The organism is Candidatus Thioglobus sp., from assembly GCF_028599055.1.
Taxonomy (GTDB): domain Bacteria; phylum Pseudomonadota; class Gammaproteobacteria; order PS1; family Pseudothioglobaceae; genus Thioglobus_A.
This window is the reverse complement of the sequence record NZ_JAQRMS010000192.1, coordinates 1-2,047: the sequence shown is the minus strand read 5'-3', so window position 1 is coordinate 2,047 and position 2,047 is coordinate 1. Positions and strand designations below refer to the sequence as shown.

Annotated in this window: 1 protein-coding gene; it reads left to right on the top strand. The window is 34.4% G+C overall.

Annotated features, from left to right (window positions below; translation table 11 throughout):
- Window positions 1–699 precede the first annotated feature (699 nt).
- Window positions 700–888: a CUB domain-containing protein gene (locus PSN35_RS07710; RefSeq protein WP_367183423.1), complete on the top strand. Its 189-nt coding sequence runs from the start codon at window positions 700–702 to the stop codon at window positions 886–888.
- The last annotated feature ends 1,159 nt before the right edge of the window (window positions 889–2,047 follow it).

Sequence of the window (2,047 nt, the reverse complement as noted above, 5' to 3'; positions counted from 1 at the left end):
CTGGGTACACAACCCACAATCAGTCCAGTTCTAGACGAACAAGCTAACCATTACATGATCAATGTAATATAATGTCTTCTAAATAGTTAAATAAACATAAATACATATTTCCACTCAAAGGGAATGGGCTTTTGGTTCTTCTCCAAATTTTAATAGGGGATGGAAATTAATTGAACCTAATATATACACTTTATCTTCCTTTTAATGATACGAATATATCATTCTACATACAATGTACAGCAAGCATGTTTCATATGAAATTTCCAAGCCATGAAGAAATTATCTTTGGTGTCTTCGTGCATGCAAAATAATACTAGTTTCTAATCATTACATAAATCTGCGTTTGCATTGTTGTTTGGTCGTCATATATGTCTGTATCTTTCCCTTTGCAAAACTTTGAATCCAAATTGACATTTGAAGCTTCATTTGTATAAACAGACTTAATTTATCTTCAAGTTGCAATTTGGTATGATGAGACTGTTCAACCAGTTAATGGTAGTTTTCATAATTACATTGTTTGATAAAAAAAATTCATGATAATGCGCTTATTACGAAATCCCATCAATACATATACATGTACCTTTAACATTTCAATGTTGATGTCCTTGTTAAATTTAATGTCAAATGCTATAATTCCCAATGTGTGTAATTTCATGCAAAGCCAAGTAAATTATTTTCGTCATTGTAGATTCGCCAAAGTTGGGTACATACTGTGGAGATACAAATCCAGATAAAATTGTTTCATCTAAAAGTGAAATGCTCGTAGTTTTTACGTCGGACTATATGATAGAGGGTAAAGGTTTCCTGGCTGAGGTTATATTTAACACAAATATAGAAGAACTGGAAACTGAAACTACAGACAAAGGTACAGATATAAGTATGTTGTAATACATGTAGTTTTATTTATATCTTGAATCTTTTCATCTCCTGTGATTTCCTACAGTAGACAAGGAAGGATCAGGTAGTTTTGACATACGTTGTAATAGGATGACACATATATTTATCTCCTGTGATTTCCTACAGTAGACAAGGAAGGATCAGGTAGTTTTGACATACGCTGTAATAGGATGACACATATTTATCTAATATAGAAACATATCTAGTTTATCTCCGCCACTCTTTTTAATATGTACCAAGCCAGGTAAGTAAGAAGTCATGTATTTGTGTTCGAGCTGTCGATTTTGACTCTTTCTACGACTTTGACATTGAAGTTTTGAACTGTTCAGCGTTTGTGATATTTTGGTTTTTATTATTCCATACATTTTGTTTTATTACAAAAAACATATTTCAACTAACTTCGGCACTGACATGATTTAATAGATATATGTGTTATTGAAATTGACAGTTTATAAATAATGAAAGTATTACTAAAACTAAGGTTTTCCTCCCTCGGGCATATGTGACCGTATCCGATTTTGGCGATCCTATTTAGACCCTTTGGTTTACTTGCTTGCAAAACTAAAATTATTTGGCTTTCCAACCTTTCGATTTTGAGCGTACCTGATGCAGGTTATTCCATGTTAGCTTTTGAGCGTACCTGAGGAAGGTTATTCCATGTAATATTTTGAGCGTACCGGAGGAAGGTTATACCATGTTAGATTTTGAGCGTACCTGAGGAAGGTTATTCCATGTTAGATTTTGAGCGTACCGGAGGAAGGTTATTCCATGTTAGCTTTTGAGCGTACATGAGGAAGGTTATTCCATGTTAGATTTTGAGCGTACCTGAGGAAGGTTATTCCATGTTAGCTTTTGAGCGTACATGAGGAAGGTTATTCCATGTTAGCTTTTGAGCGTACCTGAGGAAGGTTATTACATGTTAGATTTTGAGCGTACCTGAGGAAGGTTATTCCATGTTAGATTATGAGCGTACCGGAGGAAGGTTATTCCATGTTAGCTTTTGAGCGTACATGAGGAAGGCTATTCCATTTTAGATTTTGAGCGTACCTGAGGAAGGTTATTCCATGTTAGATTTTGAGCGTACCTGATGAAGGTTATTCCATGTTAGATTTTGAGCGTACCTGATGAAGGTTATTCCATGTTAGATTTG